Origin of the sequence: Acidovorax sp. 210-6, assembly GCF_010020825.1 — a bacterium.
GTDB lineage: Bacteria > Pseudomonadota > Gammaproteobacteria > Burkholderiales > Burkholderiaceae_C > Simplicispira > Simplicispira sedimenti.
Genome location: NZ_JAACJE010000001.1, coordinates 2483392 through 2498411, shown reverse-complemented (window position 1 = coordinate 2498411; position 15020 = coordinate 2483392). Strand labels below are relative to the sequence as shown.

Genomic DNA, 15020 nt, shown 5'->3' with positions numbered 1-15020 from the left:
GCCCAGCCCCTTGGTGCCCAGCGGCACCTGCAAGCCGCCCATGAAAACCCGTTTCATCCTCATCCAGACCAGCCATGCCGGCAACGTGGGCGCTGCCGCCCGCGCCATGAAGACCATGGGCTTTGACGACCTGGTGCTCGTCAAACCCCGCTGGGCCAACGTGCTGCGGCGCGAGGAAACCATTCAGCGCGCCAGCGGAGCCCTGGACGTGCTGCACAACGCGCGCATCGTGGAGACGCTGGACGAGGCGCTGGACGGCATCAGCCACCTGTGCGCCACGGCCATGACGCCGCGCGACTTCGGCCCGCCCACACGCGCGCCGCGTGAGCATTTCGATTTGCTATTGAAAAAGGAGCTGCCAGCGCTTGATGGGCGTACGCTGGGGGCCAAAAACACTTCAAGCCCAGAGCCGGTGGCGGCCGAAAGCGGCATCGGCTTTCTGTTTGGCTCCGAGCGCTTCGGCATGGCCAACGAGGACGTGTACCGCTGCCATGTGGCGCTCTCCATCCCCACCAACCCGCAGTTCGGCTCGCTCAACCTGGGCGCGGCCATCCAGGTCATCGCCTACGAGTGGCGCCAGGCCCTGGGCGGCTTTGGCGTGGAGCAGGTCACGTCCGAGCGCCTGCTGGCCGATGCAGACCAGGTGGCGGGCATGCTGGCGCACTGGGAGCAGGCGCTCACCGCCATCGGTTTTCTGGACCCGGCGGCGCCCAAGAAGCTCATGCCCCGGCTGAACCAGCTCTTCAACCGCGCGCAACTGGGTGCCGAGGAAATCCACATCCTGCGCGGTGTCGCCAAGGCCATGATCGAGTCCGCCCAGCCAAAGCGATAGACTGTGCGGCCCCTCAACACATAACGACAACAGATGTTTGCCCGTCTGCGCTCCGACATCCAGTGCATCCTCGACCGCGACCCCGCGGCCCGCAGCACCTGGGAGGTCATCACCTGTTACCCCGGCCTGCACGCCATCTGGCTGCACCGCCCGGCGCACTGGTGCTGGACGCATGGCCTCAAGTGGCTGGGGCGCTTTATTTCGCACCTGGCGCGCTGGTTCACCGGCATTGAAATCCACCCGGGCGCCAAGATCGGCGAGCGCGTGTTCTTCGACCATGCCATGGGCGTGGTGGTGGGCGAGACCGCCGAGATCGGCGACGGCTGCACCATTTACCAGGGCGTTACGCTGGGCGGTACATCGCTCTACAAGGGCACCAAGCGCCACCCCACGCTGGGCAAGGATGTGGTGGTGAGCGCAGGCGCCAAGGTGCTGGGCGGTTTCGAGGTGGGCGACGGGGCAAAAATAGGCAGCAATGCCGTGGTCATCAAGCCCGTGCCTGCCGGCGCCACGGCGGTGGGCATACCGGCGCGCATCATCCCGTCCAAGGAAGGCCACAGCGCCGACGTGACCGAGGACGCCAAGCCCAAGCCGCAGTTCACGGCCTACGGCATCACGCAAGAAGACGATCCGCTCTCGCTGGCCATGCGCGGGCTGATCGACAGCGCGGCTTCGCAGGAGCATCAGATTGCGCTGCTGTGGCAGGCGATCGAAAAGCTGTCGGACTGCGTCAAGACAGGGGATTGCGTGCCCGATGATGCCGCGCTGAAAGAGCAGTTCGAGGCGGGCAAGCTCAACGATCTGGTGGGGAAGTAGGTTTTGGGGGCTTTGCTGAGGGCGGCTGGCCGGGATGTGCGCCCGGCGGCGCAGTAACTTTCTTTTGCTTCGCCAAAAGAAAGTCACCAAAGAAAAGGCGACCCACAGTCTGCGACCCCTGCGCTGCGCTGCGGGGCAAACCTGCGTCGGGGCTCTTGGGCTGGCACCCTCCCTTCAGGATGCGCCGAGGAGCGCAGCGGCCAGCGGATCAGGGCTCGCGATTGTCTGAGCGCCGCAGGCGCGAGTTCGAGCGAGACCCCGCTGGCCGCGAGCACCGCAGGTTGCCCGCAGCGAAGCGGAGGGACGCGGCCTGCAGGGTCGCCCTTTCTTTGGTGACTTTCTTTTGGCGAAGCGAAAGAAAGTGAGTCGCCCGCCGGGGCGAGACCCGGCCAGCAACTCACGCAAAAGGCGCAGCGCTCGCTTCGTTAAAAGGCATCACACCAAGCGCTGCAAATGCGCCCCCAGCGTTTGCAAATTCACAAAACGCAGCCGCCTGTATGCCCGCCTCAGGCCGAAAGCCCTTTCCACAGCATGTAGCTGGCCAGTACCACGAGCAACAGGGCAAACACGCGCCGCAAGCGGTCCACCGGCCACTGGTGCGCGGAGCGTGCGCCCAGAGGGGCGGTGAGCACGCTGCAGGCGGCAATCACGCCCAGTGCCGGTAGCCACACATAGCCCAGCGATGCCGGGGGCAGGCCCGCCAGCCCCATGCCGCCCAGCACATAGCCCGACGCATTGGCCAGCGCGATCGGAAAGCCCAGCGCGGCGCTGGTGGCCACGGCCTGGTGGATGGGGACGTTGCACCAGACCATGAAGGGCACGCTGATGAAGCCGCCCCCTGCGCCCACCATGCCCGACAGGAAGCCAATGGTGCCGCCCGCTGCCAGCTGGCCAGCGGTGCCAGGCATCTGGCGCGACGGGGCGGGTTTTTTGTTGCGCAGCATCTGCCAGGCGGAAAAGCCCACGAACAGGGCAAAGAACACCGCCAGGAACCCGCCCTTGAGCAGGGCAAACACCCCCAGGCTGGCGGCCAGGCTGCCCAGCACTATGCCGGGGGCCAGGCGCTGCACGAGGTCCCAGCGCACGGCGCCACGTTGGTGGTGGGCGCGCACGCTGGAGAGAGAGGTGAACACGATGGTGGCCATGGAGGTGGCAATCGCCATCTTGACGGCCAGGCCCGGCTCCACGCCCTGCTTGCTCAGGATGTGGGTCAGAAAGGGCACCAGCACCATGCCACCGCCAATGCCCAGCAGACCGGCCAGAAAACCTGTGCCCAGGCCCAGCAGGGCCAGTTCGGCGATCAAGAGCAGGTCCATGGGAATGGGGGGAGAGAGGGGTGGGCGCGCATGGGTTGCGCGCCGCAGAAATAGGTGTCTGCAAATGCCACCGGGCCGTCATCCTGAACCGGGGGTTCAGGGGGGCGAGGGCAACCTGACGTTGGGTTCATCTGACGCGAGACGATCACGCTCATCAGGCAATGTACCAAGCCCGGGCTCTAAGAGCATTGGTTCAAGGAAATTAAACCCGGCAGCACTGCAGACGCTGCCATTGTAGGACGTTTGGGACGGCCAAAGACGGTGTTCAGAGCAGGTGCCCGTCGCTGCCCAGCACATCGTCGATGCGCTGCACCAGCGCCTGCAGGCGCTCCGTGCTCTGGGGGAGCATTGCCGCATCGGTACCGGTGGTGCCCATGGGGGCTGCCGCCGACAGGGGGGGGACGTGCGCCGCAGCCGCCAGCTCGGCGGCTTCGCGGTCGGCCAGCTCAAAAGCCAGGTTCAGCGCCGCCAGCACAGCGATGCGCTCGCGTGCCCGCACCTTGCCTGCATCGCGGATGCGCGTCATGGCGGTGTCCACGCGCTCCACGGCGTCCAGCAGGCGCGCCTCGCGGCCCTCGGGGCAGCCCAGCAGATAGCTCTGCTGCATGATTTGCACTTCGAGCTGCTTCATGCGTTGTCCTCGGGAGCGGGGGTGGTGGGCAGGCGCTCGATGAGCACGTCAATGCGATGGCGTGCGGCCTGCAGGCGCGAACGCAGCGAGTCGCGCTCTTGTGTGAGCGTGGCAATTTGCTGTGCCATCAGCGCATTGGTGTGCTGCAACTGCTCGTAGCGCACCAGCAGGCGTTCCACGCGCTCGGCGATCAGGTCTTGGGGGGACGGTGCGGCCATACCCGCCGGATTGTAGGCAGTTGCCCGGCAAAGCGCCGTAAAATCGCCGGGTTGGTGCTCGCGGTGTGGTTCACATGCCGCAGTTCAACGGGAAGCAGGGAGGTAGCCGCCAGCGATGGCGGCACCCAGCCTGCGCTGCCCCCGCAACGGTCAGCGGACGAATCACCCGATTCACTCTTCAACACACAGCCACTGGGCGCCTTGAACAAGCGCCTGGGAAGGCGTTGGAGGGCGTGCCGCCAGCCCGGATACCGGCCAACACGGTGGTTGTGCGCGCCCCAGGCGCTGCGCGGCCGTATCGCCTATTTGCCGGCGGGGAAGCCGGCGCAGGTAGCTTGCCGATTCCGTTGTATTTCCATGAACAAGCCCTCTTCTTGCGTGCGCCGTGCTCTGTCGCTGCGCCCATGCGCTTTTGCCGTGCTGTCCCTTGCTGCCGCCTGCGCAGCCCATGCAGAACAGCCCATGCAGCCCCTGCTGCTGGCGCAGAACGCACGCATGCCTTCGCTGCAGGACATGGTGGTGACCGCCACCCGAACTGAACAGCCCCTTTCCGACCTGGTGGCCGACGTGTCCATCGTGGACCGCGAAACCATCGAGGCCAGCGGCGCCACCGGCGTCGCCGACGTGCTGGCGCGCCTGCCCGGCATCGAAATCTCGCGCAACGGCGGTGTGGGCAATGCCACCAGCCTTTTCGTGCGCGGTGCCGAAACACGCTTCACGGCTGTCTATATCGACGGAGTGCGGGTGGACTCGCAGTCCACCGGCGGCGCGCAGTGGGAGCAGATCCCGCTGGCGCAGATCGAGCGCATCGAAGTGCTGCGCGGCCCCGCTGCGGCGGTGTACGGATCGGACGCCATCGGTGGCGTGATCCAGCTTTTCACGCGCAAGGGCGAGGGCGCTGCGGCGCCCTACGTGGGCGTGGGCCTGGGCAGCCAGGGCACGCGCAAGCTGGAGGCCGGCATCAGCGGCGCCATAGGTGCCGACAAGGCGCTGGACTATTCCCTGGGCCTGGCCCATGCGCGCAGCGACGGCTTTGACGCCAAGACCAGCGGCGCGCACAACCCCGACCGTGACGGCTACCGCAGCACCTCGGGCCACGCTCGCCTGGGCTACCAGGTCAATGCCAGCCACAAGCTCGACGCCACCCTGCTGGCTAGCCGCATGAATTCTGCCTACGACGGTTTCACGCACAAGCCTGCCAGCCCGGTGGACGACCGCAACCACAGCCGCCTTCGCACGGCGGGGCTGAACTGGGCCGCGCAGTGGACCCAGGCCTACAGCACCCGCGTGTCGGTCACCGATGCGGCCACGCGCTACGAAACCACCCCCTCGCCCTACCGCACCGAGACCAACCTGCGCGGCTACCTGTGGCAGAACGACTACCGCCTGGGCGCGCACCGCTTCAGCGCCGCGCTGGAGCGCCGCGAAGACCACCTGAACAACCCTGCACTGGATGCCTGGAGCACCACGCTGAACCGCAGCCGCTCGCAAGACGCCCTGGCGCTGGGCTACGGCTACAACGCGGGCGGCCACACCGTGCAGATCAATGTGCGGCACGACGACGACAGCGAATTCGGCGGCAAGGGCACAGGCAGCCTGGCCTACGGCTACGCGCTCACGCCGCAATGGCGCGCCACGGCGTCGGTGGGTACGGCCTTCCGTGCCCCCACGCTGTACCAGCGCTTCAGTGAATACGGCGTGGCCACCCTGCGGCCCGAGACCAGCCACAACGCCGAACTGGGCTTGCGCTACGCCCAGGGCCGCAGCAGCTTCTCGGCCACCGTGTACCGCAACCGGCTCAGCAACCTGATTCTGTTCAGCGGCGCGGGCCCCTGTGCGTCCACCTTCGGCTGCTACGCCAATGTGGCGCGCGCGCAGTACGAGGGCCTGACGCTTGCGGCCTCGCACCACTGGGCGGGCGTGCAATGGCACGGCTCCATCGACCTGCAGAACCCGCGCGACCTGGCCAACGGCAAGCAACTGGCACGCCGCGCCAAGCGCCACGCCACCTTCGGCGCCGACGCGCAACTGGCGGGTTGGACGTTGGGCGCCGAGCTGCAGGCCTCGGGCCGCCGCTTCGACAATGCGGCCAACACCAACGTGCTGGGTGGCTATGCGCTCGTCAACCTCTACGCCAGCACCCGCCTGGCGCGCGACTACACGCTGCTGGCACGCATCGACAACCTGGGCGACAAGGCCTACGAACTGGCGCGCACCTACGCCACGCCCGGCCGCACGTTCTACGTCGGCCTGAAGTGGGCACCGCAGTAGGCCTCGCCATGTCCACGCACGCATCCTGCCCCGCATTGCTGATCGCCGCCCCGGCCTCGGGCCAGGGCAAGACCACGGTGACGGCCGCGCTGGCGCGGCTGCACGCGCGGCAGGGGCGGCGCGTGCGCGTGTTCAAGTGCGGGCCGGATTTTCTCGACCCGCACTGGCATGAACTGGCCAGCGGCGCGCCGGTGCACTCGCTGGACCTGTGGATCAATGGCGCGCAGGACTGCGCCCGGCGCCTGCACGATGCCGCGCTCGAGGCCGACCTGCTCCTCATCGAGGGCGTGATGGGCCTGTTCGACGGCGACCCGAGCGCCGCCGACCTGGCCCAGCGCTTCGGCGTGCCCGTGCTGGCCGTGGTCGATGCCTCGGCCATGGCGGGCACCTTCGGCGCGCTGGCCCATGGGCTGCGCGACTACCGGCCCGGCCTGCCCTGGGCCGGGGTGCTGGCCAACCGCGTGGGCAGCGCGCGCCATGCCGACATGCTGCGCGTCGGCCTGCGCGACCCGCAGGACTGGCTGGGCGCGCTGGCGCGCATCACGCTGGGCGAGGGCCCCGCGCTGCTGCCCGAGCGCCACCTGGGTCTGGTCGCCGCGCACGAGTTGGGTGATGCCCTGCAGCGCCTGGACGCCGCCGCCGATGCCCTGGCCGCCACGCCGCTGGGCCAGATGGGTTCCGCCGACCTGCAACGCTGGGCCGTGGATTTCCCTGTGCCCCAGGCCACCGAGGCCGTGCCGCCGCTGCTGGCGGGCCGCACCGTGGCCGTGGCGCGTGACGCGGCCTTCAGCTTCCTCTACGCCGCCAATCTGCAGACGCTGGAGGAACTGGGCGCGCGCCTGTGCTTCTTCTCGCCCCTGGCCGGCGACCGGCTGCCGCCCTGCGATGCCGTGTGGCTGCCCGGCGGCTACCCCGAACTGCACGCCGCGCGCATCGCCGCCAACACCGGCCTGCGCGCCGACCTGCTGCGCCACCTGAACGCGGGCCTGCCCCTGTGGGCCGAGTGCGGCGGCATGGTGGCGCTGTGCGAATCGGTGCAACTGCCGGACGGCACGGTGCAGCCGCTGTTGGGCCTGCTGCCCGGCCAGGCCACGCTGAACAAGCGTCTGGCGGGCCTGGGGCCACAGCAGTTGCCCGTGGCGGGTGAGCTGCTGCGCGGCCACACCTTCCATTACTCCACGTTGGCCAGCAGCGCGCCGGTCGTCGCGCGCAGCAGCCGGCCTGGCGAGGCCAGCGCGCCGGACGCCGGCGAGGCGCTGTACCGCGTGGGCAGCCTGCACGCCAGCTACTTCCATGCCTGGTTTGCCTCCAGCCCGCGCGCCGTGGCGCACCTGCTGGGCGGGGAGGGCGCATGACCGAAAGCATCGCGCGCAGCGAACTCATCCTCGGCGGGCAAAAGAGCGGCAAGTCGCGCCGCGCCGAACTGCTCGCGCGCCACTGGCTGGCGCGCTCGCCACAGCACCGCGCGCTGCTCATCGCCACCGCCGAGCCCTGGGACGACGAGATGCGCGCGCGCATCGCGCGCCACCAGCGCGACCGCGCCGAGCGCGTGCCCGGCCTGGCCACGCTGGAGGAGCCGCGCGACCTGGCTGGCGCCATCGCCCTCCATAGCCAGGCGCACACCCTGCTGGTGGTGGACTGCCTCACGCTGTGGCTCACGAACTGGACCATGCCCTCAGGAGCGGATTCCATGGATTTTGAACAAAAAAAGGCTCTAGCGCATAACTGGCAAGCGCAAGCAGCTATGTTTTTGATAGCGCTTGAGCAAGCTCCAGGCCCGGTAGTGCTGGTGGGCAACGAAATCGGCCTGGGCGTCATCCCACTGGGGCGCGAGGTGCGTGCCTTCGTCGATGCGCTGGGCCAGCTCAACCAGCAGGTGGCGCAGGTGTGCGCGCGCGTCACCCTCATGGCAGCCGGGCTGCCGCTGATCCTGAAAGAGACCGTATGAATCCCACACCTGTCAAACGCATCGTGATCGTGGTGGCCGTGCTGCTCATGCTGCTGCTGCTGATGTGGGGCACGGCGCGCGCGCAGGGCGTGCAACTTACCGACGACCGGGGCCGTACCGTCCAGCTGGCGCGCACACCGCAACGCATCGTGAGCCTGCTGCCCTCGCTGGCCGAAACCGTGTGCGCGCTGGATCAATGCCAGCGCCTGGTGGGTGTGGACCGCTACACCAACTGGCCCGAGAGCGTGCGCAAGCTCCCCCAGGTAGGTGGCGGGCTGGACCCGAACATCGAGGCCATCGTCGCGCTGCGGCCCGACGTGGTGCTCATGGCCACCTCCTCGCGCGCGGCGGCGCGGCTCGAATCGCTGGGCATTCCCGCGGTCGCGCTGGAGCCCAAGACCCACGCGGACGTGCAGCGCGTGCTGGGCAAGGTCGGCCAGTTGCTGGGCGTGCCCGATGCGCAGCGCGTCTGGCGCGCCACCGACGCGGGCGTGCAGGCGGCGGCGCAGTCGCTCAGCCCGCAGGCGCGTGGTGCGCGCGTCTATTTCGAGGTCAACCCGGGCCCGTTTGGAGCCGGGCCGGGCTCCTTCATTGGCGAAACCCTCACGCGCCTGGGCGCGCGCAACATCCTGCCGGATGCGTTGGGGCCCTTCCCCAAGCTCAACCCCGAATTCGTGGTGCGCGCTGACCCCGACCTCATCATGGTCGGCGCGCGCAGTGCCGAGGGCCTGGCCGCGCGGCCCGGCTGGGGCCAGATGCGCGCGCTGCGCGGGCAGCGCCTGTGCGTGTTCACGCCCGAAGAGTCCGACGTGCTCATCCGCCCTGGCCCGCGCATGGCCGAGGCGGCGCGCCTCATGGCCGCCTGCCTGGAGCGCCATGCGGGCGGCGCAGCGGCCAAGCCCACGCGCGGAGGCGCGCAGTGAGCGGCACCATGGCTTTGGGCACGCAGGCATCCCCCGCACACAGCCCCGGCTGGGCGCGCGGGTTGGGCGCTTTGCTGGCCCTGCTCGGCGGGCTGCTGGTGCTGCTGGGCACGGGCGTGGGCAGCACGGGGCTGGAGAACCTTTGGCCCCTGCTGTGGGGCGGGCAGGGCGACGCCGCCGAACGCGCCATGGCCTTGCAGATCGTCTGGGACATCCGCCTGCCGCGCACCCTGGGGGCCTGGGCCGCCGGGGCGCTGCTGGGCCTGGCGGGCGCCGTGGCGCAGGGATTGTTCCGCAACCCGCTGGCCGACCCCTACCTGCTGGGCAGCGCCTCGGGCGCATCGCTGGGGGTGGCCACTGTGCTGGCGCTCATGGGCGGCGGCGCGGGCATGGTGGGCGGGGCCAGCGCGGCCATGGCCGTGTCGGTGTATTCCAGCCATTGGCTGGTGCGCCTGGGGCTCACGGGCGCGGCCTTTGCGGGCGCGGTGCTGGCGGTGCTGCTCACGCTGGCGCTGGCGCGCGGCGTGCAGCACACGCTGCGCCTGCTGCTGGCGGGCGTGGTGGTGGGCGTGGTGCTGGGGGCGTGCACTTCGCTGATCCTGCTCATGTCGCCCGACTCGCTGCAGGCCATGCAGGCCTTCCTGCTCGGCTCCACCGGTTTTGTCGGCTGGACGTCCTGCCTGCTCATGCTGGCGGTGTGGCTGCCCTGCCTGGCGGCGGCCTGGGGCCTGTCGCGCGTGCTCGATGCGCTGGCGCTGGGTGAGTCCACGGCGCTGAGCCTGGGCCTGCGGCTGGCGCCGCTGCGCGCCGCCCTGGTGGCCGTGCTGGCGCTGGCCACGGGCACGGCCGTGGCGCAAACCGGGCTGATTGCCTTTGTCGGCCTGGCCGCGCCGCACCTGGTGCGCGCCGCCGTCAACGTGACGCATGGCCGCCTCATGCTGCTGGCCAGCCTGATGGGTGGCGCGCTGCTGGCGGGCGCCGACCTGCTGGCGCGCGGCCTGCTGGCACCGCAGGAACTGCCCGTGGGTGTGCTCACTGCCGTGCTCGGCGGGGGCTATCTGCTCTGGTTGATGCATCGCAGAACAGCCACCAGGGGGTTGCTGTGATTGCTACTGAAATGATAGCTATAAGCGCCCAACAGATAAGCGCTGGAATCGGAAAACACTCCATACTGCACGGCGTCACGTTGGCGCTGGCGGCGGGGCGCTGGACCAGCATCGTCGGCCCCAATGGCGCGGGCAAGTCCACGCTGCTGCGGGTGCTGGCGGGCCTGTTGCCCGCGGCAAGCGGGCAGGTGCTGCTGCACGGGCGCGACCTGCACGCCTGGCCCCGGCGCGAGCGTGCCCTGCACCTGGCCTGGCTGGGCCAGAACGAAGCCGCCGCCGACGACCTGACCGTGTACGACGTGGCCATGCTGGGCCGCCTGCCGCACCAGGGCTGGATGCAGCCGCCCACCGCCGCAGACCACGCTGCCGTCGAACAGGCCCTGCGCAGCACCCAGGCCTGGGACTGGCGTGCGCGGCCGCTGGGCCAGCTCTCGGGCGGCGAGCGCCAGCGCGTGTTGCTGGCGCGCCTGCTGGCCGTGCAAGCCCAGGTGCTGCTGATGGACGAACCCCTGGCCAACCTCGACCCCCCGCACCAGGCCGACTGGCTGCAACTGGTGCGCGACCTGGTGGCGCGCGGCTGCACCGTGGTCAGCGTGCTGCACGAGCTGTCCATGGCGCTGCAGGCTGACGACGTGGCTGTGGTGGCCCAGGGCCGCCTGCGCCACCACGGCGCCGCGCAGGACGCCGCCACGCACCGCGCGCTGGAGCAGGTGTTTGACGAGCGCATTGCCATCCACAGCGTGGCCGGGCAGTGGCTGGCGCTGCCGGTGCTGGCGGCCAGTGCGCCCGCGCTTTAAAGGCCTGCCGTGCCCATGCCGATCCTGATCCGCTGGTGCTTGGCCCTGTGCGTGCTGGTGTGCAGCGGTGCCGCCCAGGCGGCGGGCCGCCTGCTGTGGGTGACCGCAGACATCACCCCAGCGGCGCGCACCGCGCAAGTCGAGAGCGAGGGCCAGCGCCTGGGCTGGCAGGTGCAGCACCTGCAATGGCCTCTGCAAGGCCCCGCCGAGCCCGAAGGCCCGCAGCGCCAGCATTGGCGCGCGGCCCTGGCCCAGGCCGACCAGGTGTGGGTGGACATGCCCCACGCCACCGTGCAGGCGCGCTTGCAGCGCGTGCTGGAACCCCTGCTGGCTGCGGCGCCCCATACCCGTGTGGTGTGGGTGTCTGCGGGCTCAGGCCTGCTGCCCGTTGAGCCGAGCATGGCCCAACGCGTGGTGGCCTACCTTCAGGCGGGTGGCCCGGCCAACCTGCGCCACGCCTGGCAACTGGCCGATGCGTGGCAGCGGGGAGCGCCGCCCCCTGCGCTGCCCGAGCCCGCTCCCTGGCCCGCTCGCGGCCTGTACCACCCCGATGCGCCCGGCATCCTCGGCGATGCGCGCGCCATGGCGGTGTGGCAGGCCACCCAGTCCAAGGGGCAGGGCCAGCCTGCCGTGGCCGTGCTGGTGCACCGCCACCATTTCGTCAACGGCGAGACCGCCTGGCTCGACGCCTGGCTGCGGATGTTTGCGCGCCAGGGCCTGTGGGCCTATGCCGTGTTTGGCCAGCAGCTCGACGCCACAGGCCTGCAGGCGTTGCTGGAAAATGCCGACGGCAGCGCCCACCCCCAGGCGCTGGTGCTGCACCAGCTGGTCAGCCAGCCCGCGGCCATGCAGCCCCTGCTGGCCCGCTGGGGCGTGCCGCTGTTGGCCACGCAGCCCTGGCGCAGCGGCACCGAGGCCGACTGGACGCAAAGCCCCATGGGCCTGCCCCTGTCCGATGTGCCCTACTACCTGGCCCAGCCCGAGGGCGCGGGGGCGGTCGATCCGGTGCTGGTCACGGCCACGGCGGAACAGGGGCGGCGCACGGTGCTCATCGAGCGCCAGGCCCAGGCCGTGGTGGGCCGCGTGCAGCGCCTGCTGAACTTGCAAGAGCGCCCCAGGGCGCAGCGTGCGCTGGTGGCCATGGTCTACAACTACCCCCCCGGGGGCAGCAACTTCGGCGCTTCGTTCCTGAACGTGCCGCGCAGCTTGCAGCGGGTATCGGGCGCGCTGGCGCAGGCGGGCTACGCCACGCAGGAGGTGCCCGAGGGCGATTGGATCGCGGGCCTGCAACCCCTGCTGGCGGCTTACTACCCCGACGCCGCGTTGCGCAGCCTGCTGGAGCAGGACCGCGCCGAGGCGCTGCCCTTGGCGCGCTACCGTCAGTTCTTTGATGCCTTGCCGCAAGAGGTGCGCGCCCGCATCCAGGCCCACTGGGGCCCGCCTGAGCGCAGCCGCTATGTGCTGGATTGGCAAGGGGAGCCGGTCTTTGTCATTCCGCGCATGCGGGTGGGTACGCTCGCGGTGCTGCCCCAGCCCCCGCGCGAGGAAACCCTGCGCCTGGGCCAGAACCCCTTCATGCACAAAAGCAAGGCGCCGCTGTCGCACCACTACCTCGCCGTGTACCTGTGGGCGGGGCAGGCGGATGCGCTGCTGCACTTTGGCACCCATGGCACGCAGGAATGGGCCAGCGGCAAGGCCCGCAGCCCTGATGTGTGGGACGACGTGTGGCTGCCGCTGGGCGCAGCGGCGGGCCACATTCCGGTGGTGTACCCCTACATCGTGGACAACCTGGGCGAGGCCCTGACCGCCAAGCGGCGCGGCCGCGCGGTACTGGTCAGCCACCGCACGCCTGCGTTTGCACCGGCGGGCTTCAATGCCCGCATGGCCCACATGCATGAATTGATGCACGAGTGGGAAACCGTGGATGCGGGCCCCACGCGCCAGGAGCTGGAGCGGCGCCTGATTGCACAGTTTGTGGAGCACCAGCTGCACCGCGACCTGGGCTGGACTGCCGATGCGATTGCGCGGGACTTCGAGGGGTACCTGGAGCAGCTCCACCCCTACCTGGATCGCCTGGCGCAAAGCAGCCAGCCGCAGGGCCTGGCCGTGCTGGGCGAGGTGCCCAGCCAGGCGCGCAGGCGCCAGACCATTCTGCAGGCGCTGCGCCAGCCCCTGATCGAGGCGCTGGGAGAGGACATTGACGAGGCCTTTCTCATCGACCACCGCACCGTGGCCACGGCGCGGCCGGCGCGCTGGCTGGACGTGGCGCTGCGCGACGCCGACGCCGCCAGCCGCCTCGACCTGCGCCCGGCGCAGCCCGCCTCGGCGCCTGCGGGCGACGGTGCCAGCGCGCTGCGCGGCGAGGACTTTGTGCCCAACCGCGCAGCGCGCCAACCCATAGACACCGCCGCGCTGCACGCGCTGGCCCTGCGTGCGCAGGAGCTTGAGCGCCTGCTGGCCACCGAAGGCGAGATTCCGGGCCTGCTGGCCGCGCTGGACGGGCGCTACCTCACCGCCGCCTATGGGGGCGACCCGATCCGCAACCCCGACAGCCTGCCCACGGGCCGCAACCTCACCGGCCTGGACCCCAGCCGCCTGCCCACGCGCCAGGCCTACGAAGTGGCGCAGCGTCTGTTCCAGCAGTGGCTGGACGACTGGCGTGCTGCCCATGGCGGCAGCATGCCGCAGCGCCTGGCGCTGTCGCTCTGGGCGGGGGAGACACTGCGCCATCAGGGCGTGATGGAATCGCAGGCACTGGTGGCCCTGGGGGTGCGGCCGGTGTGGGACAGCAGTGGCCGCCCCCAGCGGGTGGAACTGATCCCGCACGCCCAACTGGGGCGCGAGCGGGTCGATGTGCTGCTCAGCGTCACCGGCTCCTACCGCGACCAGTTTCCGGCCCTCATGGCGCTGATCGACCAGGCCGTCGCCCTGGCCGCAGGCGCCGAGCCCGCCAACGCCGTGGCGCGCAACACGGCTGCGGTGCAAAGTGCGCTGCGCCGCGCGGGCGTGCCCGCCGCCCAGGCCCTGGCCCTGGCCCAGGCCCGCAGCTTTGGCAACCAGGATGGCGACTACGGCACAGGCCTGTCCGATGCCGTGCAGGACGGTGGCCTGCGCCGCGACGATCCGCGGCTGGGCGAGCTGTTTTTGCAGCGCATGAGCCAACCTTTCCTCCACGGCGAGCCTGTACCCGCCGTCGCCCGCACCCATGCGGTGCAGGCACTGGGCGCGCACCTGCGCCAGGCCGATGCGGCGGTGCTCTCGCGCAGCTCGCACCTGTATGCCATGGTCAGCTCGGACGACCCCTTCCAGTACCTGGGTGGCCTGGCGGCGGCCGCCAGGGCGGCGGGAAAGAAGGATGCGCTGGCGCTGTACGTGAGCGAGCTGCACGACAGCAGCGAGGTGCACACCGAAAGCGCGCAGCGCAACATCGCCCGCGAGATGCAGTCCCGCTACCTGCACCCCGGCTGGTTGCAGGCCCAGCAGGCCGAGGGCTACGCGGGCACGCTGCAGGTACTCAAGGCCGTGCAGTTCGCCTGGGGTTGGCAGGCCGTGGCGCCCGACACCATCCGGCCCGACCACTGGCAGAGTTTTTTTGACGTGCTGGTGAAAGACCGCCACCAACTGGGCACCCCCCAGTGGCTGCGCCAGCACCCGCAGGCCTACGCGCAGGCGCTGGAACGCCTGGTGCAGGCCAGCCGCCTGGGCCATTGGCAGCCAGACGCCGCCACGCGCACCGAACTGGCCCGCACCTATGCCGAACTGACCCAGGCCGCTCCCCTGGCCCTGGAGCTGCGCGAGGTGCGCCAATGGGTGCGGCAGCAAACCGGTGCGGGCCCAGCGCTGGAGCCGCGCCAGGCGCTGCGCCCAGAGCGCGGCGCCGGGCTGGAGGCACCTGCGCGTGCGCCAGCATTACCGCCGTTGCCGTCTGTGCCCCAGGCCACCCCCCCGGCGGCGCCCCCGGTGGCGTCTGGCATGGCGCAGCCGGTGACCGGTATGCTGCTGCAAGCGGTGCAGCCGCCATCACTCACCCACCCCAGCGCTGCAGAGCGCAAGACGCAGCTTCTTGTGCTGCTGGTCCTGCTGGCCGTGGTGTTGGCCGGTGCGCTGCGCCAGTGGGTGCGCCAGCGCGGCCCGGTGCTGGCGGCGGCCGTCCACTGATCCT

The 15020-nt window shown here is 70.4% G+C and carries 12 protein-coding genes and 1 riboswitch; of the genes, 9 read left to right on the top strand and 3 right to left on the bottom strand.

The genetic code is table 11. The annotated features are described in order from the left end of the window. Positions 1-40: 40 nt before the first annotated feature. Positions 41-832, top strand: coding sequence for an RNA methyltransferase (locus GWK50_RS11525; protein ID WP_162016641.1), 792 nt, complete (start codon positions 41-43; stop codon positions 830-832). 33 nt (positions 833-865) lie between these two features. Beyond that, complete coding sequence (gene cysE, locus GWK50_RS11520) at positions 866-1648, top strand: serine O-acetyltransferase (protein ID WP_162016640.1); 783 nt, start codon at positions 866-868, stop codon at positions 1646-1648. Positions 1649-2154: 506 nt separating this feature from the next. On the opposite strand, the gene GWK50_RS11515 is transcribed toward cysE, so the two are convergent. The 3 genes from GWK50_RS11515 to GWK50_RS11505 form a co-directional block, all read right to left on the bottom strand. Further along, positions 2155-2964, bottom strand: a complete 810-nt coding sequence (locus tag GWK50_RS11515) for a sulfite exporter TauE/SafE family protein (RefSeq protein ID WP_162016639.1) — start codon at positions 2962-2964, stop codon at positions 2155-2157. 265 nt (positions 2965-3229) lie between these two features. Further along, positions 3230-3595 (bottom strand): cell division protein ZapA, encoded by a 366-nt coding sequence (locus tag GWK50_RS11510; protein ID WP_162016638.1) that lies wholly within the window; start codon positions 3593-3595, stop codon positions 3230-3232. Then, positions 3592-3813: a DUF904 domain-containing protein gene (locus tag GWK50_RS11505; protein WP_162016637.1), complete on the bottom strand. Its 222-nt coding sequence runs from the start codon at positions 3811-3813 to the stop codon at positions 3592-3594. Before GWK50_RS11505 ends, GWK50_RS11510 begins: the two co-directional genes overlap by 4 nt. Positions 3814-3848: 35 nt before the next feature. Further along, positions 3849-4088: riboswitch (cobalamin riboswitch) on the top strand. Between the two features lie 82 nt (positions 4089-4170). Here GWK50_RS11505 and GWK50_RS11500 point away from each other — a divergent pair. The 7 genes from GWK50_RS11500 to cobN are packed head-to-tail and all read left to right on the top strand — an operon-like array spanning position 4171 to position 15016. Then, on the top strand, positions 4171-6084 hold the full coding sequence (locus GWK50_RS11500; protein WP_162016636.1) for a TonB-dependent receptor: 1914 nt from the start codon (positions 4171-4173) through the stop codon (positions 6082-6084). A gap of 8 nt (positions 6085-6092) precedes the next feature. Next, entirely contained in the window at positions 6093-7439 is a 1347-nt protein-coding gene (locus tag GWK50_RS11495; RefSeq protein WP_162016635.1) for a cobyrinate a,c-diamide synthase, read from the top strand. Next, the gene (locus GWK50_RS11490; protein ID WP_162016634.1) at positions 7436-8032 is read left to right on the top strand and encodes a bifunctional adenosylcobinamide kinase/adenosylcobinamide-phosphate guanylyltransferase; all 597 of its coding nucleotides are present in this window, start codon (positions 7436-7438) and stop codon (positions 8030-8032) included. Before GWK50_RS11495 ends, GWK50_RS11490 begins: the two co-directional genes overlap by 4 nt. Next, positions 8029-8955: a helical backbone metal receptor gene (locus tag GWK50_RS11485; RefSeq protein WP_162016633.1), complete on the top strand. Its 927-nt coding sequence runs from the start codon at positions 8029-8031 to the stop codon at positions 8953-8955. Before GWK50_RS11490 ends, GWK50_RS11485 begins: the two co-directional genes overlap by 4 nt. An 8-nt stretch (positions 8956-8963) precedes the next feature. Continuing rightward, positions 8964-10061, top strand: coding sequence for an iron ABC transporter permease (locus tag GWK50_RS11480; protein ID WP_162018093.1), 1098 nt, complete (start codon positions 8964-8966; stop codon positions 10059-10061). A gap of 11 nt (positions 10062-10072) precedes the next feature. Then, positions 10073-10858: an ABC transporter ATP-binding protein gene (locus tag GWK50_RS11475; protein WP_162018092.1), complete on the top strand. Its 786-nt coding sequence runs from the start codon at positions 10073-10075 to the stop codon at positions 10856-10858. 15 nt (positions 10859-10873) lie between these two features. After that, positions 10874-15016, top strand: coding sequence for a cobaltochelatase subunit CobN (cobN, locus tag GWK50_RS11470; protein ID WP_162016632.1), 4143 nt, complete (start codon positions 10874-10876; stop codon positions 15014-15016). Positions 15017-15020: the final 4 nt, after the last annotated feature.